Source organism: Sinorhizobium chiapasense (assembly GCF_045277575.1).
In the GTDB taxonomy this organism is placed as follows: domain Bacteria; phylum Pseudomonadota; class Alphaproteobacteria; order Rhizobiales; family Rhizobiaceae; genus Ensifer; species Ensifer chiapasense_A.
Genome location: NZ_CP144205.1, coordinates 973,272 through 999,304, shown reverse-complemented (window position 1 = coordinate 999,304; position 26,033 = coordinate 973,272). Strand labels below are relative to the sequence as shown.

Genomic DNA, 26,033 nt, shown 5'->3' with positions numbered 1-26,033 from the left:
CTTAAGCAATTTCTTTACCAGCGGAGGAGCACGGAGCCCCAGGTGAAGCCACCCCCCATGGCCTCGAGCAGGACGAGGTCACCCTTCTTGATCCGCCCGTCGCTTGCCGCTGCGTTCAAGGCCAGCGGAATGGAGGCAGCAGACGTGTTGCCATGCAGGTCGACCGTCACCACAACCTTGTCGAGAGGGATGCCGAGCTTCTTGGCGGAGCCGTCGATAATGCGCCGGTTGGCCTGGTGCGGCACCAGCCAGTCCAGATCTTCCGCGGTCGTTCCGGTCGCCTCGAAAGCGGCCTCGATCACGTCGGTGATCATGCCGACCGCGTGCTTGAAGACCTCGCGGCCTTCCATCTTGAGATGGCCGACCGTGCCCGTGGTCGAGGGGCCGCCGTCGACATAAAGCTTGTCGCGATGGGCACCGTCGGAGCGGAGCTTCGCCGTCAGCACGCCACGGTCGGCATTCGTGCCCTCGCCCTCCTCAGCCTCCAGGATGATGGCACCGGCGCCGTCGCCGAAGAGCACGCAGGTCGTCCGGTCGGTCCAGTCGAGAATGCGCGAAAACGTCTCCGAGCCGATCACCAGAACGCGCTTGGCAAGCCCGCCGCGGATATAGGCGTCGGCCGTCGTCACCGCATAGACGAAACCGGAACAGACGGCCTGCAAGTCGAAAGCCGCACCATGGTGCATGCCAAGGCGATCCTGGATATTGACGGCCGTTGCCGGAAAGGTGTTGTCCGGAGTCGAGGTCGCCAGGATGATGACGTCGATATCGTCAGGCGTGAGCCCGGCATTGGCGAGGGCCGCGCGGGCCGCGCCTTCGCCGAGAGACGCGGTGGTTTCGCCCTCGCCGGCGATGTAGCGCTGCCGGATGCCCGTGCGCTGGACAATCCACTCATCGGACGTATCGACCTTGGATTCCAGCTCCTGGTTGGTAACAACGCGCTTCGGCAAGGCTGCGCCGAAGCCGCGAACGACGGAACGGATCATTTATTCAAACCTCATCATTCATGCCGGCGGAAAGGGCCTGGGGCGGCTCCGCACCATGGTACTTCGCCAGATCGAGCTCGATCTTCGACTTCAGGCCATTCTTCACCATGTCGTAGCCGACATCGATCGCGGCTGCGAAACCCTCGGCATCCGCACCACCATGGCTCTTGATCACGACGCCATTGAGGCCAAGGAATACCCCGCCATTGACCTTCCTTGGATCCATCTTCTCGCGCAGACGATCGAACGCCCCCTTCGCCAGGATGTAGCCGATCTTGGCGAGCAGGGTACGCGACATTGCAGCGCGCAGATATTCGGCAATCTGGCGCGCGGTGCCTTCGGCGGCCTTCAGCGCGATGTTGCCGGAAAAACCTTCGGTCACGACCACATCGACCGTTCCGCGGCCGATGTCATCACCCTCGACGAAGCCGTAATAGTCAAAGCCATCGATGTTGGCTTCCCGGATCAGGCGGCCAGCTTCCTTGACCTCCTCCTGTCCCTTGATTTCCTCGACACCGACATTGAGAAGACCAACCGTCGGCCGTTCGATCTCGAAAAGCGCCCGTGCCATGGCACCGCCCATCAGCGCGAAATCCATGAGCTGCTGCGCATCCGCACCGATCGTCGCCCCGACGTCCAGAACGATGCTTTCGCCCTTCAGCGTCGGCCAGATGGCGGCGATCGCCGGACGCTGGATCCCCTGCATCGTGCGCAGACAGAAGACCGACATCGCCATCAGCGCGCCGGTATTGCCGGCCGAAACGACGACATCCGCCTCGTCGGCGTTGATCGCGTCGATCGCCTTCCACATGCTCGATTTTCCGCGGCCGCGGCGAAGCGCCTGACTCGGCTTCTCGTCCATCGCGACGGCGATCTCGCAGTCATGGAACGTGCTGCTGGCCTTGAGCTTCGGATATTTTTCCAGGAGGTCCGCGCATTGCGCCTCGATGCCGAACAACACAAACTTGATGTCCGGATGACGTTCGAGCGCCCTTGCGGCGCCCGGGATGACGACTTCGGGACCATAGTCGCCACCCATCACGTCAAGTGAAATTCTGACCACGCGTGTCTTATCCTTCATTTCTGCCACACAACACGTGCCGTCGTGGCGCACTCACCTGGAACGCAATGACGATACATATTGCTTCTGACGCTTGAGCCAAGCACGCGGCAGATCGCTTCGCGGCTCTTTTGGCCGGTTTGGGGCCAAAATACTGCTTTTCCTTTGCGTGACAACCGAATTGTCGAGGAGGCTTTCAGAGCCTCAGTCCTTTTTCCAGTCCTTCAGAACGGCAAAGGGGTTCGGCTTCTTGTCGTCCGCCGCCGTGCTCTCGATGCGCGCGCCGAAAGTGGCGCCAGGCTTGCGCGGATAGGGATCGATCGCGAGCGCCACCTGCTCGCTGACGACGACGCCGGCATCGATCGTGTCACCGGTGAAGGTATCGGGAATGTCGGGACCATCCGGATCGAGAATCATCTCACCGCCGTCGTTGCTCGCCTGGCGGGCGAGCCGCGATCCCTCGGGTACCAGGATCACTTCGACCGGCTCGTGGATGTCGGCCTCGACGGGCTCGAGCGTCACCACGCAGCTTTGCACGATGCGGGCCGTGACATCGCCCTTGATCTTGATGCCATCCTTCTTCCAGCGCGCGATTTGCAGATCAGCGGCGAGCGACAGCACATCGTCGACGCCCCAGAGCTTCGCGAGCGCCGCACGCTCGCGCTCGTTTGCGGAGAGCTTAACGCTGACAGCGTTCGCCGAGATATGTCCCACCCTCACCGGATAGGAGAAGGCCGGCTGGCCATCGTCTTTCATGGTCGGATCCTTCCTCGCCAGGGCAATCGATGCCGCCCAGTCGCGAATACAGCCGTCGCCCATATTCCGGTTCGCGACGCTGTTATCTCTTAATGACCGCTCTATTAAGCGCCAGCGGACGGAATCTGCAACTGACCGGTCTCGACGACCTCTTCGCCGACGTCGGCGAGTTGTGCCTCCACGGTCAGCAGATAGGCGGCAAGCGCCTCCATCGCGGGCGCGGCATCGCCCCCTTCCGGGTGGAAATTGCGCTTCAACGCCGCCGCAAGGGCCGCCCTGTCCTTTGCCTCCAGCGCAGCCGCATAGGATTCGAGGCGACCATAATACATGCCGGCCAGCCTCTTCATCTTCTTCGGAACGCCGGCATCGCCCACGCCAAGCTCGCGGATCGAGTGGTCGACGTCCTCGAAGAAAGCGTCGATGATCTCCTGGGCGATTTCCTGCCCGGGCCTTGCGGAGGCGCGTGTGCGGCGGAAGTAGAGGATCAGAATTGCCGACAGCATCTCGAAACGCCCCATGACCGTGTCCGGCACGTCGAGGTCGGTATAGAGATAGGGTTGGCGCGCGGCCGACGTCAGCAGCGCATACTGCCGTTCGACAATCGCCGTATTGCCGCTTTTTCTTTTGAACAGTCCAAAAATCATCACAAAGCTCGGGCTTGGCTTTCTCGAAATGCGCGCAAGCGCCCATCCCGTTGTTGCATGACAGCCGAAGCTGGTTTACCGAAGCAGGCACGAATTGCAATGGCGGATCTGCCATCGTTTCTCCAAGGGGAGCTGTCGTTGACGAAGCGGTATTTGAGAAAAAACTTTAAAACCCTCGGCCGCGTGGCGGTCGTAGCTACCATCGCCGGTCTCACCCTTTCAGCCTGCCAGTCTGCCAATGTCGGTGAAGTCCTTCATCAGGGTTACGTGGTTGACCAGGAAACGCTAAATCTCGTTCCGGTTGGCTCCAGCCGCGAACAGGTGCTGCTGTCGCTCGGTACGCCCTCGACGACTGCGACCTTCGACAACGAAGTGTTCTACTACATTTCCCAGACCCGCAAGCGTCCCGTCGCCTTCATGAAGCCCAAGTTGATCGACCAGTCGATCCTTGCGGTCTACTTCGACAAGGAAGGCACCGTCAGCCAGCTCGCGCATTATACTTTGAAGGATGGCAAGATCTTCGACATGCTGTCGCGCACGACGCCGACCGGCGGCAAGGAAACGAGCTTCCTCGGCCAGCTCTTGAGCGGACCGGGCGCCGGACAGGCTGCCGCAAAGAGCCTGTTCAAGGACTTCGGCAGCAAGTAGTTCACCCATCACAAAGCAAAAGGCCCGCGGAACCTCGTTCCGCGGGCCTTTTTCGTTATACGGGTTCGATCAGGCGAGGACCGCCAACAGCAGCAGCGCCACGATGTTGGTGATCTTGATCGCCGGGTTCACCGCCGGGCCGGCCGTATCCTTGTAGGGGTCGCCCACCGTGTCGCCGGTGACGGATGCCTTGTGCGCATCCGATCCCTTGAGATGACGGTCGCCGTTCTTGTCGACGAAACCATCCTCGAAGCTCTTCTTGGCATTGTCCCAGGCGCCGCCGCCCGAGGTCATCGAGATCGCCACGAAGAGGCCATTGACGATGACCCCGAGAAGCGATGCGCCAAGTGCTGCGAAGGCCGAGGCCTTCGAGCCCGACAGAAGCAGCACGCCAAAGTAGACGACGATAGGTGCAAGAACCGGCAGCAGCGAGGGAACGACCATCTCGCGGATCGCCGCCTTCGTCAGAAGGTCGACGGCGCGGCCATAGTCCGGCCGTTCCTTGCCTTCCATGATGCCGGGCTTTTCGCGGAACTGCCGACGAACCTCCTCGACGATAGACCCGGCCGCACGGCCGACGGCCGTCATCGCGATACCGCCGAAGAGGTAGGGGATGAGACCGCCGAAGATCAATCCGGCAACCACGTAAGGATTGGAGAGATCGAAGGAGATCTGCCCGACATCGGCGAAGTACGGGTACTTGTCGCCGTTGGCGGCGAAGTAGCTGAGGTCGTTCGAATAGGCGGCGAACAGCACGAGCGCGCCGAGACCGGCCGAACCGATCGCGTAGCCCTTGGTGACGGCCTTGGTGGTGTTACCGACAGCGTCGAGCGCGTCCGTCGATTTACGCACTTCCGGCGGCAGATGCGACATTTCCGCGATGCCGCCTGCGTTGTCGGTCACCGGTCCGAAGGCATCAAGCGCCACAATCATGCCGGCGAGGCCGAGCATGGCGGTGACGGCAATGCCCGTGCCGAAGAGACCGGCGAGCTGGTAGGTGGCAATGATGCCGCCGACGATGACGATCGCCGGCAGAGCCGTCGATTCCAGCGAAACGGCCAGCCCCTGGATCACGTTGGTGCCGTGGCCGGTCACAGAGGCCTGGGCGATCGAGTTCACCGGCCGCTTGTTGGTGCCGGTATAATATTCGGTGATGACAACGATCAGGGCTGTCACGACCAGGCCGAGGATACCGCAGAAGAACAGGTTCCACCCGGTGACGTCCTTGCCCGCGACGGTGCCGATCGAGCCCCAACCAATCGTAAACGACGTGGCGGCGCCGAGACCGAAGATCGACAACACGCCGGTAACGATCAGGCCCTTGTAGAGCGCCCCCATGATCGAGCTGTTGGCACCGAGCTTCACGAAGAAAGTGCCGACGATCGATGTGATGATGCAGGCCGCGCAGATCGCCAGCGGGTAGACCATGACGGTCGCGAGCATCGGCGTGCCGGCGAAGAAGATCGCCGCGAGCACCATGGTTGCGACGACCGAGACGGCATAGGTCTCGAAGAGGTCGGCCGCCATGCCGGCGCAATCGCCGACATTGTCGCCGACGTTGTCGGCAATCGTCGCCGGATTGCGCGGATCATCCTCGGGGATGCCGGCTTCCACCTTGCCGACGAGGTCTCCGCCGACGTCGGCACCCTTGGTGAAGATGCCTCCACCGAGACGGGCGAAGATGGAGATCAGCGAAGCGCCGAAGCCGAGCGCGACCAGTGCGTCGATGACTTCGCGCGAGGCGGGTTCATGCCCAAGGCCGGCCGTGAGGACGGTGTAGTAGACGGAGACGCCGAGAAGCGCCAGGCCCGCTACGAGAAGGCCGGTAATCGCGCCGGACTTGAAAGCGATGTCGAGGCCGGAGGCAAGGCTGACGGAAGCCGCCTGGGCAGTGCGGACGTTCGCCCGAACCGAAACATGCATGCCGATGAAGCCCGCGGCGCCCGAAAGGATCGCACCAATCAGGAAACCGAACGCGGCGGCGGGGGAAAGAAGAACCCAAGCGGCGATGAAAACGACGACGCCGACGATGGCAATGGTCTTGTACTGACGCGTGAGATAGGCTTGCGCCCCTTCACGAATGTAGCCTGCGATTTCTTGCATGCGGGCGTTCCCCTGGTCGGCGGCCAGCACCGACTGTGTTGCCCAGATGGCATAAGCCACCGCGAGCAACCCGCATGCGATAACGCCCAACAAAATGGTCATTTCGCATTACCCTCCGTTACAACCCGCAGACTCACTCCCGGCCACGGGCCCCTCAAAACCGCGAATCACGCGCCACCTCCTCAAGCAGCACCCGCCACGGCGCGGCCAGAGTGCGGTTGCAACGGGAGATCGTCAAGCCCCGGAAAACGCCAGTGACAAGGCGCTCCGGCGACTTCGAATGTCGGGAGGAAAGGAGTTAGGCGGCAGCGTTCCGGGGAGCGCGCTTCAACAGCAACAGAAGCACGAGGCAGACGATGGTGACCGGCCAGACGACCGCGTTCAGCATGTCCCATCCATAGGCGGACAGGACCTTGCCCGAGGCAAAGGACGACAGCGCCACGGTGGTGAACAGGATGATGTCGTGGAAGGCCTGGACCTTGTCGGCCTCCTGCGGGCGGTAGCTGCTCGCGACGATCGCTGTCGAGCCGATGAAGCCGAAGTTCCAGCCAAGGCCGAGCAGCACCAGGGCGCCCCAGAAGTTCCAGAGCTCGATGCCCATATGCGCAACCGTGGCGCAGGCCATCAACAACAACAGGCCGCAACCGACGATACGCTCGGCGCCGAAGCGGCTGATCAGCCAGCCGGTGAAGAAGCTTGGGGCGAACATCGCCAGCACGTGCCACTGGATGCCGAGCGTCGCAAGCTCGGTCGAAAAGCCGCAGCCCACGACCATCTCGACCGGCGCACCGGTCATCATGAAGGTCATCAGTGCGTAGCTGGAGATGCCGCAGACCATGCCGGTGGCGAAGCGCTGGCTGCGCACGATCGCGCCGAGAGGACGTACGGCCTGGTCATGGTGATCTCTCACCATCGCGCTCGGTTCGGGCAGCCGTAGCGGTGCGAAGAAGAATGCCGCAAGCAGGCAGATCGGTAAGAGCACGACGAAAGCGCCGGCAAAGGATACGGGCGCGAACAGGTCGCCGGCAAAGATGACGATCTGCGGGCCGAGCACCGCGGAGACGATACCGCCGCCAAGGATCAGCGAGATTGCCTTGGGCTTATAGAACGACGGAGAAGCATCGGCGGCAGCGAAACGCAGCTTCTGGGTGAAGCCGTTCGACGAGCCGAGCATCGCGAGCGCGAAGGCAAAGAGCCAGAAGCTTTCACGGAAGAGCGCGATTGCGGCGAGCGCCGCACCTGCAGCAGCAATCCCGGTCCCGGTCATGAAGGCAAAACGGCGACCGATGAGGCGCGATAGCATCGCGACCAGCACGACGCCGAGCGCCATGCCGACATTGAAGGCGGTGAGAGGTGCCGTTGCCAGCGACTTGTCATCCGCCAGCAACTGATAGCCGGCAACGCCGCCGACGGAGAAACAGATCGGCCCGACGACGCCCATGATGGCCTGGGCTGCGGTCAGGTGGAAAACGTTGCGGCGCGCTTCGCTAAGGGTGGTCCCCATGTCATCCGCAGCAACCGCAACCATAACTCTTTACTTCCTGAACTCGTTACTTCCTGAACTCGCTGCGAACCTGCTTGGCGATGCGGTCGAGAACGGCGTTGACCAGCTTCGGCTCGTCATCCTCGAAGAAGGCCTTGGCGATCTCGACATATTCGGTGACGATCACCGGAACCGGCACATCCTTGCGCTCCAGCATCTCGAAGGTGCCGGCGCGCAGGATGGCGCGCACGGTGGAATCGAGCCGCGACAGCGCCCAGTCGTCCTGAAGCGCCGAACCGATCAACGGGTCGAGCTTGCGCTGGTCACGCACGACGCCGGAGACGATCGAGCGGAACCAGGAAGCGTCCGCCTTCAGATAGGTATCGCCGTCGACGTCCTGGCCGAGGCGATGGGCCTCGTACTCGGCAACCACTTCGAGCACGCCTGTGCCACCAATGTCCATCTGATAGAGCGCCTGCACGGCGGCAAGGCGCGCTGCACCGCGCTGGTTTACCTGCTTCAGCGGCTGATCCGAGGGTGTCTTCGTCACTTTTCCGTGCCCAGTTTCTTCTTCAATTCAATCATGGTGAGCGCCGCGCGCGCGGCGAAGCCACCCTTGTCACCTTCCGACCGGCGGGCACGTGCCCAAGCCTGGTCGTCATTCTCGACCGTCAGGATACCATTGCCAATAGCGAGGCTTTCGCTCACGGCGAGATCCATGATGGCCCGCGAAGATTCGTTCGCGACGATATCGAAATGATAGGTCTCGCCGCGAATGACCATGCCGAGTACGACGAAGCCGTCATATTCCGTTCCGCCCTCGTCGGCACCGTCAAGCGCCATGGCGATCGCAGCCGGGATTTCGAGCGCGCCCGGAACCGTCACGATATCATAGGTGGCCCCGGCTGCGTCCAGCGCATGCTTGGCGCCGTCGAGCAATGCATCGGCCATATCGTCATAGAAGCGCGCTTCCACAATCAGGATGTGGGCTGCCGTGGTCTCTGCCATGGATCACCTGTCTTTGAGAGTTCGTCGCCGGATGCGACCGACTGAGGCGGCGGTCAAACCATGCCCGGCGCCGAATGGCAAGCAAATTCCGCCGCGGATGGCCTTTTGCCGCGCCGAACGGCGCCAGAATAGCTGCCCCGAAGGACGTTGGAGAAGCGCTCAAGGCGGCAACATGGCAAACGCGCGGTCCAATGTGATCCGCATGCGCTCCGCGGCAGCTACCGTCGTAGGATTGCAATACGGAGACACAATCAACGTGACGTTTATCAATTTTCAACGCTTCTCGGTTGACGATCCCTCGATCGCGCGACACGGATAGGGAAGGGCCCTCGATGTTTCTTGCGAAATGCACGGCGCCAGGGAGGAAGACATGACGGAAACGCGAAAACCGATCGTCAACCCGAAGACCCTCGACCTCGATCATTGGACGAAGGGCAGCTTCTTCGAATCGCGCGACGCCTCCTTTGGCTCGCTGCTTGGTCTGAAGGGTCTCGGCATCGGCTACGGCGAAGTGCCGCCGGGCAAGTCCGGCTGCCCCTTCCACAATCACCACGTCGAGGAAGAGCTTTTCATCATTCTCGAAGGCGAAGGCACATACCGTTTCGGCAGCGAGCGTCATTCGGTGGGCCCGGGCGATATCCTGGGCGCGCCGGCGGGCGGGCCGGAAACGGCGCATCATCTGATCAACACCGGCACGGTGCCGCTCAAATATCTGTCGATCTCGACCATGGCGGCAACCGAGATTTGCGAATATCCCGATTCCGGCAAGTTTCTCGCCAAGACGCGCGGCCCCGACGGCGAACGGCGCTTCCGTTTCATCGGCCGCGCGGAAAGCGCCGTCGACTATTGGGACGGCGAGCCCGGCGCCTGAGTTCACCACAGCATAGGATCGAACATGCATAGCATGCCTATCATCGAGACAGATCGCCTCATCCTGCGCCCCTATCGCCGTGATGATTTCCCTTCCTACGTCGCTCTGTTCGGCGATGCCGAGGTGATCCGCTATGTCGGTGGGGTCCCGTTCACGCGCGAACAATCCTGGACCCGTTTCCTGCGCCAGGTCGGCATGTGGCACTATTTCGGCTTCGGCTTCTTCGCTATTCAGGATCGGCAATCGGGGACGTTTCTTGGCGAGGCCGGGTTTCACGACGTGCACCGCGCGATCACGCCGTCACTCGAGGGAACAATGGAAACCGGATGGGCGCTGTCACCCAAAGCGCACGGCCGGGGCCTGGCAACGGAAGCCGTCAGTGCCGCGCTCAAATGGGCCGATCAGCAATTTCCGACACTCCGGAAAACCTGCATCATCGACATCGGAAACCACGCCTCGATCCGTGTCGCGGAAAAGCACGGCTTCCAGGAGTTCTGGCGAACGACCTATCACGGCAATCACGTGATCATGTTCGAGCGCCAGCGGGCGCGTGCGCACGCCGAAACATGAACAATTTTTAATTGTTTTCCGGCGCTTGGCGCCATGGAAACGGCCAGATTCCGGCCCAGTTTTCTAGGCGTTGGCACGACGCGCCCCCGCCCCAAGCCGAGGAAACGCCGCCCCAATTAGTCGAAACAATCCAGCACGTCCCGCTGCGGGTTACGCAACCCGTAAACGACGCCCGCTGGCCGCTGCGGCATGAGATCCCCGGACACCCGTAACGATCCCGCGTTCGGGCGGGAGGCCGGAGGTCGCGATGCCGCGAGCAACCAAGGAGCATGACCATGAACCGCATAGCCAAGCTTTCCGTCATCGCTGCTCTCTCCGCCCTTCCCTTCGGAGGCATCTCCTACGCGGCAGGCGCTGCGATGAACTGGCCGGCGCATATCGACCAGACGGTACGCCACTTCAAGGGCAACCACTTCACCGTCGTCGACGTCGACACGCTCAAGGCAACGAGCCAGACGCGGACCTGGATCAACGAAGCGACGCCGAAGCAAGTTTCGGCCCTGCACGCAGCAATCCGCGCCAACAAGCCGCTGGCAACCAAACTGAAGGGCCAGAACGTCGAGATGAACAACATCGCCGGCGCCGAACGGGCGGCCGATGGCAGCCTGACCTTCTATGTGCGTTAAGCCTTAAGTTCCCCTCCCGAAACGCCGCCGCCCCCAATTGGGGGCGGTACGGTTTCAAAGGACATTTTTCGGCGAGGAACTTCAGACTTCGCTCATGCCGGCTTGGGTGCCGGGAACTCGGCCAGGCGCGCCGCATAACGCGCCATGGTGTCGACCTCGAAGTTCACAAAATCACCGGCCTTGCGCTCGCCCCAGGTGGTGACCTCCAGCGAATGACGGATAAGCAGCACGTCGAATTCTGCGCCATCGACCTTGTTGACCGTCAGCGACGTTCCGTCGAGCGCGACGGAGCCCTTCGGAGCCACGAATTTTGCCAGATGCTCGGGTGCCCGCAGGCGAAAGCGCACCGCGTCGCCCTCCGGTTCCACCGACAGGATTTCCGCCTTGTCGTCGACATGGCCGGAGACCAGGTGGCCACCGAGCTCGTCGCCGATCTTCAGCGACCGCTCGAGGTTGATCCGCGTGCCCTTCGTCCAGCCTGCGATCGTCGTCAGCCGCAGCGCCTCTTCCCAGGCCTCGACCTCGAACCAGCGCTCGTTGCTGCCGGCTTCAGGCAGGGCGGTCACCGTCAGGCACACGCCGGAGTGGGCAATGGAGGCGCCCATGTCGATGGTCTTCGGATCATAGCTCGTGGCAACACGCAGCTTGATGCCTTCCTTGAGCGGGGTGACGGCATCGACGGTGCCGATATCGGTAACAATGCCTGTGAACATCAGTTCTCTCTTTCGTATTCCTCGAACAGATCGTCGCCATACCGTGCCTCGGCGACGCGCCGGAAGCCTGCCGGCACGGACTTACGGTCAAATGGGGATGCAATGCCGTTTTCGCCAATCGTCCCAGGCCCGGTGTAAAGCTGGATACGGTCGACGAGATCCGCATCGAGAAAGGCGCGCGCCGCGACGGCTCCGCCTTCGACCATCAGAGAGGAGAGTCCGCGGGAAGCGAGCGCCGCCAGCAAGTCGGCAATCGAACCGGCCTCGAGCACCTCGACACCCGCCGCCTCCAGCGCCGCCTTGCGCGCGGCCCGGCCGGCGTCGGCATCCGTCTCGCCGGATCCATCACTGGAGACCACGATCACCGGGACATCCCGCGCCGTTCGCGCCAGTTTCGAAGCAAGCGGGAGGTCGAGCCGCCGGTCGAGGACGATGCGCAGCGGCGAGCGATTTTCAAGCCCTGGCAGCCTTACGGTCAATTCGGGGTCATCGGCCGTCGCCGTGCCGATTCCGACCAGGATCGCATCCGTCTCGGCTCTCAGCATCTGCACCTGCCCACGGGAGATGGGACCGGTGATGCGAACCTGCCCCTCCCCTTTGCGGCCGATCATGCCGTCGGCCGAAACGGCAAGCTTGAGAATCACGTAGGGGCGGCGGCGGACCTGGCGCATGAGATAGGCTTCGAGCGCCCGCTGCCCCTCTTCCGCGAGAACGCCGATATCGACGGTGATGCCGGCATCGCGCAGACGCACGACGCCGCGCCCGGCGACGCGCTCGTCCGGATCGAGAATCGAGATCACCACGCGGGAAACGCCGGATGCGACGAGCGCGTCCGCGCAAGGCGGCGTCTTGCCGTGGTGCGAGCAGGGCTCCAGCGTGACATAGGCGGTCGCTCCCCTCGCCCGCTCGCCGGCTTCGGCAAGCGCCTGGGTTTCGGCATGCGGACGGCCGCTTCGCGCCGTCACGGCGCGCCCGACGATGACGCCGTCCTTGACGATCAGGCAGGCGACGGAGGGATTGGTGGATGTCTGACCGAGATGATGGCGGGCCAGCCTCAGCGCCGCGGCCATGAACCTCTCGTCTTCACGGTTGGTCGCTGCCATGGCTCTATCCAGCCTGTGTTCTATTCGCCGGGATCGCGCGCGATCTTGGCGCTGATCTCGGTGATGACCTTCTCGAAATCCTCGGCATGCGAGAAATCGCGATAGACCGAAGCGTAACGCACGAAGGCAACGTCATCGAGGCTCTTCAGGGCCTCGAGCACCTGCAAACCGATTTCTTCGGAGGGAATCTCCGTCTCGCCGGAGCTTTCGAGCCGCCGCACGATGCCGGAGACCGCCCGCTCGATGCGGTCGCGATCGACCGGGCGCTTCCTCAGCGCGATCTCGAAGGACCGCAGGAGCTTGTCCCGGTCGAAAGGCACCTTCCGACCGGTCTTCTTGATGATCATCAGTTCACGCAGCTGCACCCGCTCGAAGGTCGTGAAGCGACCTCCGCAATCCGGACAAATCCGGCGACGGCGAATGGCGTTCCCGTCCTCTGCCGGACGGGAATCCTTCACCTGGCTGTCTTCAGAACCGCAGTAGGGGCAGCGCATGGGCGACCGATCACATGTAGCCGTACATCGGGAAGCGGTCGGTCAGCTTGACGACCTTGTCGCGAACGCCCGCTTCGACGGCGGCATTGCCCTCGTCGGAGTTGGCGACCTTCAGGCCATCGAGGACCTCGACGATCAGTTCGCCGATTTCCTTGAACTCGGCTTCCTTGAAGCCGCGGGTCGTGCCAGCCGGCGTGCCGAGACGGACGCCCGAGGTGACGAACGGCTTCTCGGGATCGAACGGGATGCCGTTCTTGTTGCAGGTGATGAAGGCGCGGCCGAGCGCGGCTTCTGCACGCTTGCCGGTCGCATTCTTCTTGCGCAGGTCGACGAGCATCAGGTGGTTGTCGGTGCCGCCGGAAACGATGTCGAGGCCATTGGCCTTGAGCGTTTCGGCAAGCGTGCGGGCGTTCTTGACGATCTGGGCCGCATAGTCCTTGAACGAGGGCTGCAGAGCCTCGCCGAGCGCAACGGCCTTGGCGGCGATGACGTGCATCAGCGGGCCACCCTGGAGACCCGGGAAGACGGCCGAGTTGATCTTCTTGGCGATGTCTTCATCGTTGGTCAGAACCATGCCGCCGCGCGGGCCGCGCAGCGACTTGTGCGTGGTCGTGGTGGCGACGTGGCAATGCGGGAACGGCGACGGGTGCTGGCCACCGGCAACGAGACCGGCGATGTGCGCCATGTCGACCATCAGCCAGGCGCCGATTTCGTCGGCGATCTCGCGGAAGCGCTTCCAGTCCCAGATACGCGAATAGGCCGTGCCGCCGGCGATGATCAGCTTCGGCTTGTGCTTGCGTGCCTTCTCGGCAACGTCGTCCATGTCGAGCAGGTGATCGTCTTCACGCACGCCGTAGGAGACGACGTTGAACCACTTGCCGGACATGTTGACCGGCGAACCATGCGTCAGGTGACCGCCGGAGTTGAGGTCGAGGCCCATGAAGGTGTCGCCGGGCTGCAGGAGCGCCAGGAACACGGCCTGGTTCATCTGCGAACCGGAGTTCGGCTGGACGTTGGCGAAGTTGACGCCGAAGAGCTTCTTGGCGCGCTCGATCGCCAGTTCCTCGGCGATATCGACGAACTGGCAGCCGCCGTAATAGCGCTTGCCCGGATAGCCCTCGGCATATTTGTTGGTCATGATCGAGCCCTGGGCTTCGAGCACGGCGCGGGAAACGATGTTCTCGGAGGCGATCAGTTCGATCTCGTGGCGCTGACGACCCAGCTCCTTCTCGATCGCACCGAAGATATCCGGATCGCTGTCGGCCAGAGAGCGGGTGAAGAAGGCGTCATTGGTCTGTTCAGGCATTGGCGCGAGGCTCCTCTCAAGGGTGGCAGTTCTTTAGCTTCCTCGCACGACGAGAGCAATATCTGCTGTGCGGTTTGCGTCATTTCCCCCATCTGCCGCGCCGAAATACCGCGGGGCTCCGCCCACGAAAAAGCCGCGCGGGCAAGGCTCGCGCGGCTTCAATCGGAAAATGCCCGACTTTGCTTATTGCGGCAGATTATCCTGCTCGATCGAGCCGGCCGATTGTTCGATGCCGGTCGTCGTCTGCAATGCCAGCTGCTGTTCGCCGTCCATTTCGTAGATGTCGTCGCGGAACTGGACGATGCCGTCCATCGCTGCCCAGGCGGTGATGTACTTGAAATAGACCGGAACCTCGACCGCCAGCTTGATCGGCGAATTCTGGCCCGAACGGATCGTCGCCTCGATCTGCTGGCGCGACCAGCCGGGCGTGTCGCGCAGAAGCCACGTCGTCAGGTCGCGCACGTTCTGAACCCGCACGCAACCGGACGATTCGAAGCGCGCCAGCTTGTTGAACAGGCCCTGCTGCGGCGTGTCGTGCATGTACTCGTTGTTTTCATTATGGAAATTGATCTTCGTCGAGGCCATGGCATTGGTCTTGCCGGGATCCTGGCGGAACGTCAGGTTCGGTGCCTTTTCGGCATTCCAGTCGATTGTCTCAGGGGAGACCTCGTTGCCGCTGCCGTCGATGAGGCGGATCGCATTCTTCTCCAGATATTCCGGATCCTTGCGCATCAGCGGAACGATGTCCTTCTCGACGATCGAACGCGGCGCGGTCCAATAGGGATTGAGGATGACCTCATAGATCTTCGAGTTGATGATGTGCGTCGGGCGGCTGATACGACCGACGACGGCCGTGTGGCGCGTTGCAACGCGGCCATTTTCGACCGCCTCGATGTAGGCGGCGGGAATGTTGACGAGGACATAGCGGCTGCCGAGATCTCCGGACATGGACTGCAGCCGCACGATATTCGTGTTCAGTTGCCCAAGCCGGACATCCGCGGCGATGTTCATCGCCTTGATGGAATATTCGCCGAGCACGCCGTCCGCCGGCAGTCCGTGGCGGGCCTGGAAGCGCTTGACCGCGCCATCAACATAGGAGTCGAATGCGCTGGAAATCCCGGCAGACTGTGGAAGGTCACCGGAAATCATCAGACGCTGGCGCAGAGCCTGCACGGCCGGATCGGAGACGCCCATCTGCAAGCGAACTGCCGAATTGACCTGCGGCCAGCCGCCGGCGGAGACGATCTGTTGATACTGCGCAATGGCATTCTGCGTATTGGCAAGCGTATCGATGCCGAAGATCGGATTGTTGGAAACGACGGCGGTCGCGGCCCGCGCGGCCTTGGCGTCGTACTGGTCATCCCAGGAACCGCGGCGCGGCGAATTGATGATCTCGTTCAGGGCATCCTGTGCGCTTGCCGCGCCGGCGACCGCCACAGCACCGAAGGTTGCCGCCGAGCGCAGAAAGGCGCGGCGCGAGAATGCATCAATTCCATTCTTTTTCGACATATTCCTACCATCCCAATGCGTTGGCACGCGCCCTATGCGCTGGCACGCATGTTGCCGAAGCCCTAACACGATCGTGGTTAACAAAGGTCAACCAACGAGCCACCCTGCCCTCACAAGTTTTCACGATACCGCGAGTGAGAACCCTCATCCGGCAGGCGAAACGCGAAATGAATCCACGCGCGAGAAACCGCGTGGCCGCACCTACCGCATGCCGTCGTCGCTGTCACAGCAATATGGCCAATTCGTGTCTCGGCGAGGCTGAACGACGACGTGGCACGCCATTTGCTTTTCACCGCAACGGACGGGCCGGCAGGCAGGCTGCAGACAGCAACATTTTGATTTTCTAATATTTTCTGTCTGGAAAGCCGGCCAGACGCAGGATTGGCATGCCGAAGGGGTGCGGCTTTTGGGCAACAGAGCGCGACGCCGACAAACGGCAAAGGTCGGACACGCAGGGATTGCGCCCGACCCTTGAACTGGAGGTTTTGTCTGGATCAGAGACGGTACATGATCGAGTCGTTCCAGAAGCGATCCAGGCGCTGCAGCAGCTTGTTCATCTGGGTGAACTCGTCCGAACCGATGCCGCCGACCTTCTGGATCGAGCCGATGTGGCGCTCATAAAGCTTGGCGACGGTTTCGGCGATGTCCTGGCCATCTTCCGTCAGGCTGATGCGGACCGAGCGGCGATCGACGCGGGAGCGCTGGTGGTTGATCAGGCCAAGGTCGACGAGCTTCTTGACGTTGTAGGAGACGTTCGAGCCGAGGTAGTAGCCGCGGGAGCGAAGTTCGCCGGCGGTCAGTTCCGAATTGCCGATGTTGAAGAGCAACAGGGCCTGAACGGCGTTGACGTCGCTGCGACCTTCGCGGTCGAACTCGTCCTTGATGACGTCGAGCAGACGGCGATGCAGGCGCTCGACGAGGTGAAGGGATTCCATGTAGAGACCACGGATGGTTTCTTCCTGAGGGTCTCGGGGCTGAGCCGCCTGCGGCTTCATCTTGGTGTTCATTTGACTGCCTCACTGTTTTGTTTGGCGGTGTCTGTTTGTCTTCCCGCCTTGAGTGAGACCCTATCGAATACGTCTAAAATTCTACTTAAACCGCAGCCTTAACAAGAGCTTGCCATTTGACGAGCCTGTCTCAGGGTGAATCAACTCTTACCTGCTTGGCCTGCCGCCAGCGCTGATAGAGGAGCGCCGCCCGGAAAAGAACGAAGGTCACGGCAACCGCCGCATGCAGCACGAGCAGCAGCGGACGGGCACCGAAACTGGTCGGATAGAACTCGTACATGGCGATCTCGATCGCCGCGGCGACCACCCAGACCACGGGCCCCCAGGAGACGAGCAGCCAGAGGCCGAGCGCCGCAACGGGATAGACGACGGCGAGCGCCGTGGCAGCCGCACGCCATTCGGGAGACAGGAGATCGAAGCGACCAGCGCCGCCATGGGAAAAGCCGATCAGCATGGCCCAGTAGTTGAGCGCGAACCAGATGCACGAGGCAGCGACCAGACGCAGGAAGACACCGAAGAGGACCTCGGTGAGCGATGGTTTCGGCACATGGGCAGAATCATGAAGCATGCCGGCAAGATAGGGCGGCTCTTGCTCATCCGCCAGCGGGATCGCTGCGTGCCCTCCCCTGCCGCAGTCACTTGAAGAGAATAAATGCCGCAGCCTGTTCGCCGGACGCGCGGTTCCCATTTGCCGCCGCCCCATGATAAAGCGCTTGGCTAACGACGATTTTGACCGGAAAGGCGCGGCGCGATGAACGACAGGACAAATCTTGTGGACAGGATCACCGGCCACCGCCGCATGCGTCGCAACCGCAAGGCCGACTGGACGCGGCGGCTGGTGCAGGAAAACCGCCTGACCGTCGACGATCTGATCTGGCCGATCTTTATCGTGCCGGGCAGCAACATCGTCCAGCCGATCGACGCGATGCCCGGTGTCAACCGCATGAGCGTCGACAAGGCGGTGGAAGCCGTCAAGGAAGCGGCCGACCTCGGCATTCCGGCGATCGCCACCTTCCCTAACATCGATATGCGGCTGCGCGACGAGACCGGCTCCAACAGCCTGGCCGCCGACAACCTGATCAATGAGGCGACGCGCGCGTTCAAGAAGGCGGTGCCCGAGATCGGCGTCATCACCGACGTCGCGCTCGATCCCTTCACCAGCCATGGCCACGACGGCATTCTGCGCAACGGCGAGATCGTCAACGATGAAACCGTCGAGATGATCTCCAGGGCGGCGGTCGCCCAGGCGGATGCCGGCTCCGACATCATCGCCCCCTCCGACATGATGGATGGCCGGATCGGCGCTATCCGCCAGGCGCTTGACGCCGCCGGACACCAGAATGTCGGCATCATGTCCTATGCGACGAAGTTCGCCTCTGGGTTCTACGGCCCCTATCGCGAAGCGATCGGCACCGGGGGCCTGCTCAAGGGCGACAAGAAGACCTATTACATCGATCCCGCCAATGGCACCGAAGCCATCCGCGACGCCGCCCTCGACGTCGAGGAAGGCGCCGATATGCTGATGGTGAAGCCGGGTCTCCCCTATCTCGACATCTGCTGGCGGATGAAGGAGGCCTTCGGCCTGCCAGTCTTCGCCTATCAGGTGTCTGGCGAATATTCGCAGATAAAAGCCGCCGCCGCCAACGGCTGGATCGACGGCGAGAAGGTCATGCTGGAAACGCTGCTCGCCTTCAAGCGCGCCGGCTGCGACGGCATTCTCAGCTATTTCGCCGTCGAGGTGGCTCGCATCCTCGCCAAGGGCCGTTAGGCCCAAGGTTCTGCGGCGCCGCGCGTCTTTTCAGACGCGCGGCTCCGATCCTTGTTTTGCAGACGTCACCGTCCCATATTCTGCATGCACCCAAGCGAGGCTTAAACGGATGACCATGCACAACGAAGAACTGAGGCTGCCGAGCAATGATTGGCGCGCCTATCAGGGCGTGCTTTCCCGGCGCATATTCGCGTTCCTGCTGGATTATGCCATCATCGCGCTTCTTTGGATCCCGGCGGCCGTCGTCGTCTTCTTCCTGGGCATCCTCACGCTCGGCCTCGGCTTCATGCTGTACCCGGCGCTCTTTGCCATCGTCGCCATGCTTTATTTCGGCCTGACGGTCGGCGGGCGGGAACAGGCCTCCCCCGGCATGCGGATGATGGGATTGGCGGTCGCCCGCACCGATGGACGCCCGATGGATTTCCTGACCGCCATCGTCCACCTCGTCATCTTCTGGATCGCCAACGCTCTGCTGACGCCGCTGATCCTGCTGATCGGCCTCTTTACCGATCGCAGCCGCCTGCTGCACGACCTCTTGATTGGCACCGTCATGGTCCGCCGTGACATGTACTGACCGGAAGCGCGCCCATTGTCGGCAACGCTAAAATAACTGGCCGGCGGAGGCGGAAGCTGCAAACGAGTGAGTTGACGTTTTCCATTCTTCCGCCATGCTATTGTCATGAGCAACCGCGTGAAGAGTAACCTCCGCACTCGATGAACACACAGACCGCACCGTCTCCGCAATTCTACCTCACTGCGCCGGCAGCCTGCCCCTACCTGCCGAACGAGATGGAGCGAAAAGTCTTCACCCACATGGTGGGCGAGCGCGCGCCTGAACTCAACGATCTCCTGACGCAGGGCGGCTTCCGCCGCTCGCAGAACATCGCCTACCGTCCGGCCTGCGAGACCTGTCGCGCCTGTATCTCGGTGCGCATTCTTGCCAATGAGTTCAAGCCCAGCCGCTCCATGCGCCGGGTGCTTGCCGCCAATCAGGATGTGACCTCGGCGGAGTATCCGGCCGAGCCGTCCAGCGAGCAGTACAATCTTTTCCGCCGCTATCTCGACCGCAGGCACCAGAAGGGCGGCATGTCGGACATGTCGGTGCTCGACTACGCGATGATGGTCGAGGACACGCATGTGCACACGAAGATCATCGAGTATCGTCTTAGGGTCGAAGGCGATGGCGTCAGCGAGAAAGCGCGCGGGCCGCTGATCGCGGCGGCGCTGACCGATCGCATGGGCGACGGGCTTTCGATGGTCTACTCCTTCTTCGATCCCGATCGAGAAGACCGCTCGCTCGGCACGTTCATGATTCTCGACCACATTCGCCGCGCCAGAGAGCGCGGATTGCCCCATGTCTATCTTGGCTACTGGGTCAAGGGATCGCGGAAGATGGGCTATAAGACAAAGTTTTTGCCGCAAGAACACCTTATGGCCCGTGGCTGGGAGCGCTATGAAGGCGGAGACGCCACAGTGGAAGCCGCACCTACGAAAACGGGTTAGAAATTGAGTTCATCTTCCGATGCCGCGATGCACCGGCGCGGCCTTGCCATCACCGGTCTCGGCGGTCTCGCGCTCTCCTTCGACATCCCGCTCATCCGCTCCGCCGGTGGCGACGTCTGGTCGCTGCTTGCCGTGCGCAGCCTGTCGACGTTCGTCGTCGCGCTCGGCGCCTGGTTCGTGATCAACCGCGTGTTTGGCCGGAAGATCTCCCTGTTGCCGGGCAAGACCGGGCTTGCCGTCGGGCTGTTCTACGGCATCAATTCCTGCACCTTCCTGCTCGCCGTTTTCAACACCTCGACGGCGAATGTGGTCTTCATCCTCGCCTTCACCTCGATGTTTGCCGCCATCTTGTCCTGGATCTTCCTGAAGGAACGGCCATCGAACGCCACGTTGGTGACGATGCTGGTCATGGTGTTCGGCGTCGGATTGATCGTCCAGGACGGATTGGAAAGCGGTCATCTCTTCGGCGATGCGATGGCAGCGTCCTCTGCCTTTCTCCTTGCCAGTGCCATCACGATCAGCCGCGCGAGCAAGCGCGACATGGCGCTGGTACCGTTGGTGACCGCGATCTTCCCGGCCGCGGTCGCTCTGCTGATGCTGCCCCCTTCGGGCTTCTCGATCGCAGAGCCCGGTTACATCTTCTTCAACGGCCTCGTGATGATCCCGCTCGCCTTCTTCTGCCTGGCGACTGGACCGCGTTACCTCTCCGCGCCGGAAGTGGGCATGTTCTACCTGCTCGAAACGATCCTGGCGCCGATCTGGGTCTGGCTGGTCTTTGCCGAAACCCCGACAACGCAGACCTTGCTCGGCGGCGCGGTCCTGATCCTGGCGCTCATCGGTCATTCGCTCTGGCAGATGCGCAGCCGAGCGCTGAGAGCCGCAGTAATCTGCACCGAGTAACGATATCGGATCAATGGTCGCGGCGGGGACCGGTCGGCCGCGGGCGGCGCGACTTCTGGTCGGCTTCGCCACGGCGGTCACGAATCGGGGTTCGTTCCGGCACCGGTTCCGGCGCGGCGGATGCCAGTCGGGTTTCCGGCATCTGCACGCGCATCGCCCACAGCTCACGATTGGTGTTGATCCAGGTAGCCGCCTCGCTCAAAGGCGCCGGATTCCCGCTTAGGGATTCGCCTTCGCGACGCCGCAGGCGCGTGACGAGACCCGCAGCCTCAAGGAGTGCGATGTGCTTCTCCAGTTCTTCACCTCGTACTGCAACGGCCGAGGCGATGTCGGTGACACGCGCCTCACCGGCAAAGAGGATCTCGAAGATCCGCCGGCGAACCGGACTGGCGAGCGCCAGGAGAATATCGTCGAGAGTGTTGGCGTTCGGCATTGGCACCATCCTGTTGGATGGGCAGTGATCCACGATACGTGCGGCACTTACAAGCGCCGCATCTCGCTCGGTTTCAACTGTATTTCCAATACCTTAATGTACAAATTCAATGCCCCGGAACGGGACATCGGCCATGCGGCTCGTCGGCCGCACGGCCAGCAATTGCTGGTCAGCCGCTGAACTTTCCGCTGCGCGGGAAGCCCTTCGGAACGACGCGGCCTGCCGATGCGCGATCGCCCTGCCACTCGATCAGTTCATCCTTCGTCTTGGTAAAGACGCGGCCGGCGCTGTCTTCCCAGACGAGCCCCTCGGCGATGGTGAAGCAGCGGATGTCGGAGATGCCGCCATCCTTGTAGCGCTGCAGCCGGACGCCCTTGCCGCGCGCCATTTCAGGGATCTGGACGAGCGGGAAGACGAGCATCTTGCGGTTCTCGCCGACGACGGCGACGTGGTCACCCTTGACCGGAACCACGAGCTTGGTTTCGTCCGGCATGGAGACGTTCATCACCTGCTTGCCCTTGCGGGTGTTGGCGACGATGTCGCTTTCCGTCACGACGAATCCGTTGCCGGCAGCCGACGAGACAATGAGCTTGCGCGCCGGATCGTGGACAAAGGCGGTGAGCACGTCCTGGTCGTTTTCCATGTCGACAATGATGCGCAGCGGCTCACCGTGGCCGCGACCGCCAGGCAGCTTGTCGCCGCCGAGCGTATAGACCTTTCCGCCGGTCGTGAAGACGAGGATCTTGTCGGTCGTCTGCGCCGGGAACGCCACCTTGAGCGCATCGCCCTCCTTGAACTGAAGCGAGGACGTGTCGGAGATGTGGCCCTTCAGCGCCCGGATCCAGCCCTTTTCCGAGATGACGACGGTGATCGGTTCCTTCTCGATCATCGCCTGCTGGATCGCTTCGACGTCCGCCTCCGGTGCATCGGCGAAGGTGCTGCGACGCTTGCCGATCTCGGTTGCCTTGGCAAACTTCTTTTTAACCTCACCGATCTCCCAGGCGACCGTCTGCCACTGCTTCTCCTCCGAGGCGAGCAGTGCTTCGATCTCGGCCTTCTCCTTCGAAAGCGCGTCGAATTCGGTGCGGATCTCGAACTCTTCGAGCCGGCGCAAGGAGCGCAGGCGCATGTTGAGGATCGACTCGGCCTGCAGATCGGTGAGCGAGAAACGCTCCATCATGACCGGCTTCGGCTCGTCTTCTTCGCGGATGATGCGAATGACTTCGTCGATGTTCAGATAGGCGACGAGATAGCCGCCGAGAATTTCCAGCCGGCGGTCAATGGCCGACAGGCGATGGCGGGAGCGGCGCTGCAGCACCTCGCGACGGTGCGCCAGCCATTCCGAGAGCACCTCGTTGAGCGCCATGACCTTCGGCACGCGCCCCATGGACAGCACGTTCATATTGAGCGAGATGCGGCTTTCGAGCTCGGTCAGCTTGAAGAGCGACTCCATCAGAATGCCGGCGTCGACCGAGCGGCTCTTCGGCACGAGAACGATGCGGACGTCTTCCGCGGATTCATCGCGGATGTCCTCGAGCAGGGGCAGCTTGCGGGCGACCAGAAGCTCGGCAATCTTTTCGATCAGGCGCGACTTCTGCACCTGATAGGGGATCTCGGTAACGACGATCTGGTAGCCGCCACGGCCGAGGTCCTCCTGTACCCAGCGAGCGCGGACGCGGAAACCGCCACGGCCCGTCCGATAGGACTCGGCCATGCTTTCGCGGCTCTCGACGATCACGCCGCCGGTCGGGAAATCGGGGCCTTCAATGCCGCCCTTCTGCGGATTGGCCGGATCGTAAAGCAGATCCTCGACGCTCGCGTCCGGATGGCGGATGAGGTGCAGCGCCGCATCGCACAGTTCGTGCGCGTTGTGCGGCGGGATCGAGGTGGCCATACCGACCGCAATGCCGGTGGCGCCGTTTGCCAGCAGATTCGGGAAGGCCCCGGGAAGCACGGTCGGCTCCTGGTCCTCCTCGTTGTAGGTGGGGCGGAAATCCACCGCGTCCTGGTCGATCCCTTCGAGCAGGAGCGAGCAGACGTCCGTCATCTTCGCTTCGGTGTATCGCATCGCCGCGGCGTTATCGCCGTCGATGTTGCCGAAGTTGCCCTGGCCGTCCACCAGCGGATAACGGATCGCAAATTCCTGGGACAGACGCACCAGCGCGTCATAGATCGAGGCGTCGCCATGCGGGTGGAACTTACCCATGACGTCGCCGACGATGCGGGCGCATTTCTTGAACGACGAGTTGGGCCTGAGTCCCATTTCGCTCATCGCATGCACGATGCGGCGATGCACGGGCTTCAATCCGTCGCGGACGTCCGGAAGCGCGCGGTGCATAATGGTCGACAAGGCATAGGCAAGGTAACGCTCTTCCAGCGCCGCCTTGAGGTCAACCGGCTGAATATTGTCGTCCCCGCCTGACGGGGGAGTAAGGCTTTGTCCCATAGGTCCTTGCTAACGCAACAAACCCGGAACAGCAAGGTTTTCAGGGGATGCGATTGTGGAGAACCCCTTGCCGGCCAACTGTTGGCGGTCGAAGCGATCCGCTTGCTCCGGCGCAATGTTCGTGCAACGGTCGGGCGGCTATGCGTCGGAGGCGAGCGATTGGTAACATCCCGGAAAGCATGCCCGACCGGGAACATGTGCGGTTCGGCCAAGCGAATATAATTTCGCCCTGTTTCGTAATAGCTTCGGCTGCAGTTGATTTGGACGAATTGTGAGGGGGATTGCAAGACACGAACTGGCCGCCGAAAACTGTCGGATGTTGCCGTTCGCTCCCAGTTGACGCCCTCCGCGGAAACAAACCAGATTAGCCACGCCTCATCTTCGAAACAGCTACACAATCAAAGATTTTACGAAGGAACTCGACAATGATGCACACGCGCAAGATCCGCCTGATGATGGCGAGCGCCGCGCTCCTCACGCTCGCCGGCCCGGCCTTCGCGCTCGATGGCGCGGATCTGATGAAGAAGCTCGACGCGGCGACGAACGCGAACGGAACCTCCTTTACCTACGACAAGGCCGAAGTGGACGGCGACAAGGTAACGGTGTCCGGCGTGCAACTGAAGGTCGCCAGCCACCCGGGCGACGCGCTGAAGATCGGTGAGCTGACCTTCGAAGGTGTCGAAGAAACCGAAGGCGGCGGATACTACGCAGAAACCGTATCCTTCCCCGACGTCAATCTAAGCCAGGACGAGGGCAGCCTGTCGGTCAAGGACATCCTGATTTCGGGCCTGACGATCCCCGCCAACGCGAACGGCGGCACCATCAACGATATCCTCCTCTACGAAAGCGCCAGCACCGGCCCGATCACGGTGAATGCGAAGGGCAAGGAAGTCTTCTCGCTGGAGAGCACCGAAGCCAACCTCGCCCGCCAGGAAAACGATGCCGGCTTCGACTTCGACGCGACGGCCTCCGGAATCAAGGCGGACCTTTCGTCCGTCGAGGACGCCAAGACGAAGGACGCAATCGAAAAGCTCGGCCTGACCAAGCTTGACGGCGCCCTGACGATGAAGGGCAGTTGGGAGATCGAGAGCGGCAATGTCGCCCTGGAAGAATACGCCTTCGACTTCAAGAATGTCGGCCGGCTGAACTTCGCCTTCGACTTCTCGGGCTATACGCTCGCCTTCGTCAAGTCGATGCAGGAGGCGATGAAGGCAGCCGAGGCCAACCCGAACAAGGAAGAGGCCAACCAGGCGATGGGCCTCGCCATGATGGGCCTGATGCAGCAGCTGACTTTCAACAGCGCCGAAATCCGCTTCGATGACGCCTCGATCACCAAGAAGGCGCTCGACTATGCCGGTTCGCAGCAAGGCGTTTCCGGCGAGCAGATGGCTCAGTCGCTGAAGGGCCTGGTACCGATCATGATGGCGCAGCTCAATGTGCCGGAACTGCAGAACCAGGTGTCCGCCGCCGTGAACGCCTATCTCGATGGCCCGAAGAGCCTGACGATCAGCGCGGCTCCGGAAAAGCCGGTTCCGTTCCCGATGATCATGGGCGCCGCCATGGGCGCACCGAACACCATTCCGTCGGTGCTCGGCGTCAAGGTGACTGCGAACGACTGATCCTCGTAACTGTTCCTGGCCTCAGCCGGGCCCGGAACAAGCGACGTTACGACAAGCGTTTGCGCGCCCGTACGGGCGCGCAAACGCCAATCCAGCTTCACTGAAGCAGATTTGTATTTTGCAAGCATCGGCTCTCCACAGATCAAGGGCCGCTTCTACTTGCAGGTATGCTTTCGGCTGACACCGTACTTCTTGGCGGAGCGCGCATCGGTTGCAGCGATCGTCACTTTCCCAGCGTGCTATTCATGGCATCAAGAAAATTTCGCGGTCGGGCGATGGCGTTTTTCATCAAAATCGGGCATGCCACACTCACGCTACTGAAAATCCGACTTCTGACGAACTTGAGTACATCTAAGGCGTAGCAGGGGCGTCCCGGACTTTATGTAAGAAATACAAGTATACGCCTGAATATCATCTTCACGTTACGGCAGATCGGACGTAAATGCTCGCCTGGCTCCAGCAGTCTGTAAATTTTAG

26 protein-coding genes and 1 pseudogene are annotated in these 26,033 nt (G+C 62.0%); 10 read left to right on the top strand and 17 right to left on the bottom strand.

The window, feature by feature from the left end:
• Window positions 1–14: 14 nt before the first annotated feature.
• The 4 genes from QM996_RS04820 to QM996_RS04805 form a co-directional block, all read right to left on the bottom strand.
• A complete protein-coding gene (locus QM996_RS04820; RefSeq protein WP_500269518.1) occupies window positions 15–986 on the bottom strand; it encodes a beta-ketoacyl-ACP synthase III in 972 nt (323 codons plus the stop codon).
• A gap of 4 nt (window positions 987–990) precedes the next feature.
• Window positions 991–2,049, bottom strand: coding sequence for a phosphate acyltransferase (plsX, locus tag QM996_RS04815; RefSeq protein WP_500269517.1), 1,059 nt, complete (start codon window positions 2,047–2,049; stop codon window positions 991–993).
• 201 nt (window positions 2,050–2,250) lie between these two features.
• Window positions 2,251–2,802, bottom strand: a complete 552-nt coding sequence (locus QM996_RS04810; RefSeq protein WP_500269516.1) for a YceD family protein — start codon at window positions 2,800–2,802, stop codon at window positions 2,251–2,253.
• Between the two features lie 104 nt (window positions 2,803–2,906).
• Entirely contained in the window at window positions 2,907–3,446 is a 540-nt protein-coding gene (locus QM996_RS04805) for a ubiquinol-cytochrome C chaperone family protein (RefSeq protein ID WP_500269515.1), read from the bottom strand.
• 138 nt (window positions 3,447–3,584) lie between these two features.
• Between QM996_RS04805 and QM996_RS04800 the strand changes: the two genes are divergently transcribed.
• Window positions 3,585–4,094, top strand: a complete 510-nt coding sequence (locus tag QM996_RS04800) for an outer membrane protein assembly factor BamE (RefSeq protein WP_500269514.1) — start codon at window positions 3,585–3,587, stop codon at window positions 4,092–4,094.
• A 69-nt stretch (window positions 4,095–4,163) separates the two neighbouring features.
• Here QM996_RS04800 and QM996_RS04795 read toward each other — a convergent pair whose 3' ends face one another.
• The 4 genes from QM996_RS04795 to ribH form a co-directional block, all read right to left on the bottom strand.
• A complete protein-coding gene (locus QM996_RS04795; RefSeq protein WP_500269513.1) occupies window positions 4,164–6,299 on the bottom strand; it encodes a sodium/proton-translocating pyrophosphatase in 2,136 nt (711 codons plus the stop codon).
• 196 nt (window positions 6,300–6,495) lie between these two features.
• Window positions 6,496–7,725 (bottom strand): MFS transporter, encoded by a 1,230-nt coding sequence (locus QM996_RS04790; protein WP_500269512.1) that lies wholly within the window; start codon window positions 7,723–7,725, stop codon window positions 6,496–6,498.
• Between the two features lie 22 nt (window positions 7,726–7,747).
• Window positions 7,748–8,230 (bottom strand): transcription antitermination factor NusB, encoded by a 483-nt coding sequence (gene nusB / locus QM996_RS04785; RefSeq protein WP_173516131.1) that lies wholly within the window; start codon window positions 8,228–8,230, stop codon window positions 7,748–7,750.
• Window positions 8,227–8,688, bottom strand: a complete 462-nt coding sequence (gene ribH / locus QM996_RS04780) for a 6,7-dimethyl-8-ribityllumazine synthase (RefSeq protein WP_500269511.1) — start codon at window positions 8,686–8,688, stop codon at window positions 8,227–8,229. The genes nusB and ribH overlap by 4 nt, the downstream gene beginning before the upstream one ends.
• A gap of 370 nt (window positions 8,689–9,058) precedes the next feature.
• Here ribH and QM996_RS04775 point away from each other — a divergent pair, with 370 nt between their 5' ends.
• From QM996_RS04775 to QM996_RS04765, 3 genes are all read left to right on the top strand, one after another.
• Window positions 9,059–9,559, top strand: a complete 501-nt coding sequence (locus QM996_RS04775) for a cupin domain-containing protein (RefSeq protein ID WP_500269510.1) — start codon at window positions 9,059–9,061, stop codon at window positions 9,557–9,559.
• 24 nt (window positions 9,560–9,583) lie between these two features.
• Entirely contained in the window at window positions 9,584–10,129 is a 546-nt protein-coding gene (locus QM996_RS04770; RefSeq protein ID WP_500269509.1) for a GNAT family N-acetyltransferase, read from the top strand.
• A 275-nt stretch (window positions 10,130–10,404) separates the two neighbouring features.
• Complete coding sequence (locus tag QM996_RS04765; protein ID WP_500269508.1) at window positions 10,405–10,755, top strand: hypothetical protein; 351 nt, start codon at window positions 10,405–10,407, stop codon at window positions 10,753–10,755.
• A gap of 92 nt (window positions 10,756–10,847) precedes the next feature.
• Here QM996_RS04765 and QM996_RS04760 read toward each other — a convergent pair whose 3' ends face one another.
• The 7 genes from QM996_RS04760 to QM996_RS04730 form a co-directional block, all read right to left on the bottom strand.
• A complete protein-coding gene (locus QM996_RS04760; protein ID WP_429808609.1) occupies window positions 10,848–11,468 on the bottom strand; it encodes a riboflavin synthase in 621 nt (206 codons plus the stop codon).
• On the bottom strand, window positions 11,468–12,571 hold the full coding sequence (ribD, locus tag QM996_RS04755) for a bifunctional diaminohydroxyphosphoribosylaminopyrimidine deaminase/5-amino-6-(5-phosphoribosylamino)uracil reductase RibD (RefSeq protein ID WP_500269507.1): 1,104 nt from the start codon (window positions 12,569–12,571) through the stop codon (window positions 11,468–11,470). The genes QM996_RS04760 and ribD overlap by 1 nt, the downstream gene beginning before the upstream one ends.
• Before the next feature lie 20 nt (window positions 12,572–12,591).
• Complete coding sequence (nrdR, locus tag QM996_RS04750; RefSeq protein ID WP_034803756.1) at window positions 12,592–13,065, bottom strand: transcriptional regulator NrdR; 474 nt, start codon at window positions 13,063–13,065, stop codon at window positions 12,592–12,594.
• A gap of 10 nt (window positions 13,066–13,075) precedes the next feature.
• The gene (gene glyA, locus QM996_RS04745; protein WP_500269506.1) at window positions 13,076–14,371 is read right to left on the bottom strand and encodes a serine hydroxymethyltransferase; all 1,296 of its coding nucleotides are present in this window, start codon (window positions 14,369–14,371) and stop codon (window positions 13,076–13,078) included.
• 183 nt (window positions 14,372–14,554) lie between these two features.
• Window positions 14,555–15,880 carry a L,D-transpeptidase family protein gene (locus QM996_RS04740; protein ID WP_500269505.1) on the bottom strand — a complete coding sequence of 442 codons (1,326 nt, stop codon included), beginning with the start codon at window positions 15,878–15,880 and terminating at the stop codon, window positions 14,555–14,557.
• 494 nt (window positions 15,881–16,374) lie between these two features.
• On the bottom strand, window positions 16,375–16,887 hold the full coding sequence (gene ldtR / locus QM996_RS04735) for a transcriptional regulator LdtR (RefSeq protein WP_065777474.1): 513 nt from the start codon (window positions 16,885–16,887) through the stop codon (window positions 16,375–16,377).
• A 130-nt stretch (window positions 16,888–17,017) separates the two neighbouring features.
• Window positions 17,018–17,455, bottom strand: a complete 438-nt coding sequence (locus tag QM996_RS04730; protein ID WP_500269504.1) for a DUF6163 family protein — start codon at window positions 17,453–17,455, stop codon at window positions 17,018–17,020.
• 183 nt (window positions 17,456–17,638) lie between these two features.
• Here QM996_RS04730 and hemB point away from each other — a divergent pair, with 183 nt between their 5' ends.
• The 4 genes from hemB to QM996_RS04710 all read left to right on the top strand — a co-directional run bounded on the left by hemB (window position 17,639) and on the right by QM996_RS04710 (window position 21,058).
• Window positions 17,639–18,655 carry a porphobilinogen synthase gene (gene hemB, locus QM996_RS04725; protein WP_247957820.1) on the top strand — a complete coding sequence of 339 codons (1,017 nt, stop codon included), beginning with the start codon at window positions 17,639–17,641 and terminating at the stop codon, window positions 18,653–18,655.
• Window positions 18,656–18,764: 109 nt separating this feature from the next.
• Window positions 18,765–19,229, top strand: coding sequence for an RDD family protein (locus QM996_RS04720; protein ID WP_500269503.1), 465 nt, complete (start codon window positions 18,765–18,767; stop codon window positions 19,227–19,229).
• Window positions 19,230–19,369: 140 nt separating this feature from the next.
• The gene (locus QM996_RS04715) at window positions 19,370–20,158 is read left to right on the top strand and encodes an arginyltransferase (RefSeq protein WP_247957822.1); all 789 of its coding nucleotides are present in this window, start codon (window positions 19,370–19,372) and stop codon (window positions 20,156–20,158) included.
• A gap of 3 nt (window positions 20,159–20,161) precedes the next feature.
• Window positions 20,162–21,058, top strand: a complete 897-nt coding sequence (locus QM996_RS04710; protein ID WP_500269502.1) for a DMT family transporter — start codon at window positions 20,162–20,164, stop codon at window positions 21,056–21,058.
• 106 nt (window positions 21,059–21,164) lie between these two features.
• Here the strand turns inward: QM996_RS04710 and QM996_RS04705 are convergent.
• Window positions 21,165–21,491 (bottom strand): annotated as a pseudogene (locus QM996_RS04705) (helix-turn-helix domain-containing protein); the annotation flags it as partial.
• Window positions 21,492–21,515: 24 nt separating this feature from the next.
• Between QM996_RS04705 and QM996_RS04700 the strand changes: the two are divergent.
• Window positions 21,516–21,671 (top strand): hypothetical protein, encoded by a 156-nt coding sequence (locus tag QM996_RS04700; protein ID WP_500269501.1) that lies wholly within the window; start codon window positions 21,516–21,518, stop codon window positions 21,669–21,671.
• Here QM996_RS04700 and parC read toward each other — a convergent pair.
• Entirely contained in the window at window positions 21,661–23,937 is a 2,277-nt protein-coding gene (gene parC / locus QM996_RS04695; RefSeq protein ID WP_500269500.1) for a DNA topoisomerase IV subunit A, read from the bottom strand. The two genes, QM996_RS04700 and parC, sit on opposite strands and share 11 nt — an antisense overlap.
• 425 nt (window positions 23,938–24,362) lie before the next feature.
• Here parC and QM996_RS04690 point away from each other — a divergent pair, with 425 nt between their 5' ends.
• A complete protein-coding gene (locus tag QM996_RS04690; RefSeq protein ID WP_500269499.1) occupies window positions 24,363–25,556 on the top strand; it encodes an aq_1923 C-terminal domain in 1,194 nt (397 codons plus the stop codon).
• Window positions 25,557–26,033: the final 477 nt, after the last annotated feature.

Excerpts from the sequence above, each read along its gene's own strand:
- ldtR (WP_065777474.1), bottom strand. The coding sequence starts at position 16,887 with ATGAACACCAAGATGAAGCCGCAGGCGGCTCAGCCCCGAGACCCTCAG.
- QM996_RS04790 (WP_500269512.1), bottom strand. The coding sequence starts at position 7,725 with ATGGTTGCGGTTGCTGCGGATGACATGGGGACCACCCTTAGCGAAGCG.
- parC (WP_500269500.1), bottom strand. The coding sequence starts at position 23,937 with ATGGGACAAAGCCTTACTCCCCCGTCAGGCGGGGACGACAATATTCAG.
- QM996_RS04820 (WP_500269518.1), bottom strand. The coding sequence starts at position 986 with ATGATCCGTTCCGTCGTTCGCGGCTTCGGCGCAGCCTTGCCGAAGCGC.
- QM996_RS04690 (WP_500269499.1), top strand. The coding sequence starts at position 24,363 with ATGATGCACACGCGCAAGATCCGCCTGATGATGGCGAGCGCCGCGCTC.
- QM996_RS04715 (WP_247957822.1), top strand. The coding sequence starts at position 19,370 with ATGAACACACAGACCGCACCGTCTCCGCAATTCTACCTCACTGCGCCG.
- QM996_RS04770 (WP_500269509.1), top strand. The coding sequence starts at position 9,584 with ATGCATAGCATGCCTATCATCGAGACAGATCGCCTCATCCTGCGCCCC.
- QM996_RS04740 (WP_500269505.1), bottom strand. The coding sequence starts at position 15,880 with ATGTCGAAAAAGAATGGAATTGATGCATTCTCGCGCCGCGCCTTTCTG.
- QM996_RS04760 (WP_429808609.1), bottom strand. The coding sequence starts at position 11,468 with ATGTTCACAGGCATTGTTACCGATATCGGCACCGTCGATGCCGTCACC.
- ribH (WP_500269511.1), bottom strand. The coding sequence starts at position 8,688 with ATGGCAGAGACCACGGCAGCCCACATCCTGATTGTGGAAGCGCGCTTC.
- nrdR (WP_034803756.1), bottom strand. The coding sequence starts at position 13,065 with ATGCGCTGCCCCTACTGCGGTTCTGAAGACAGCCAGGTGAAGGATTCC.
- ribD (WP_500269507.1), bottom strand. The coding sequence starts at position 12,571 with ATGGCAGCGACCAACCGTGAAGACGAGAGGTTCATGGCCGCGGCGCTG.
- QM996_RS04765 (WP_500269508.1), top strand. The coding sequence starts at position 10,405 with ATGAACCGCATAGCCAAGCTTTCCGTCATCGCTGCTCTCTCCGCCCTT.
- hemB (WP_247957820.1), top strand. The coding sequence starts at position 17,639 with ATGAACGACAGGACAAATCTTGTGGACAGGATCACCGGCCACCGCCGC.
- QM996_RS04720 (WP_500269503.1), top strand. The coding sequence starts at position 18,765 with ATGACCATGCACAACGAAGAACTGAGGCTGCCGAGCAATGATTGGCGC.
- QM996_RS04730 (WP_500269504.1), bottom strand. The coding sequence starts at position 17,455 with ATGCTTCATGATTCTGCCCATGTGCCGAAACCATCGCTCACCGAGGTC.
- QM996_RS04795 (WP_500269513.1), bottom strand. The coding sequence starts at position 6,299 with ATGACCATTTTGTTGGGCGTTATCGCATGCGGGTTGCTCGCGGTGGCT.
- glyA (WP_500269506.1), bottom strand. The coding sequence starts at position 14,371 with ATGCCTGAACAGACCAATGACGCCTTCTTCACCCGCTCTCTGGCCGAC.
- QM996_RS04810 (WP_500269516.1), bottom strand. The coding sequence starts at position 2,802 with ATGAAAGACGATGGCCAGCCGGCCTTCTCCTATCCGGTGAGGGTGGGA.
- QM996_RS04775 (WP_500269510.1), top strand. The coding sequence starts at position 9,059 with ATGACGGAAACGCGAAAACCGATCGTCAACCCGAAGACCCTCGACCTC.
- QM996_RS04805 (WP_500269515.1), bottom strand. The coding sequence starts at position 3,446 with ATGATTTTTGGACTGTTCAAAAGAAAAAGCGGCAATACGGCGATTGTC.